This window comes from Treponema sp. R6D11, from assembly GCF_054786075.1.
This window is the reverse complement of sequence record NZ_BDHD01001350.1, coordinates 1-324: the sequence shown is the minus strand read 5'-3', so window position 1 is coordinate 324 and position 324 is coordinate 1. Positions and strand designations below refer to the sequence as shown.

At 46.3% G+C, this 324-nt stretch carries 1 protein-coding gene; it reads left to right on the top strand.

The genetic code is table 11. The features are described 5' to 3' along the window. Positions 1-324 (top strand): hypothetical protein (locus ACYVTD_RS18705; protein WP_461249085.1); only part of this gene is annotated, 324 nt, incomplete at both ends.

The following is a 324-nucleotide window of genomic DNA, read 5'->3' as shown; positions in this document are numbered from 1 at the left end:
CATTATCAGGCATTTATGACGCCCTTATCGATCCTTCGTCAGACATACTGTCCCTTGCCAATCTGTATGACAGTACCGGCGTTCCCATTAATGGCCATAACCGGGCTGTTGAAGTTTTGTTGTTCCTCCAGAAACGTATGCTCCCCGCCACATCCGATATTATCATGCAGTATTTCCCGGATGAGAAAGAGGAACTCATTCCAGAAATGCACCGCAATCCAGACATTTTCTTCTCAGAGCAAAACACCTGGCAGTTAAGGGAAGACTTCATCTCTGGCAACGTATGGGATAAGATCGACGCCCTCAATTCCCTTGTTACAAATG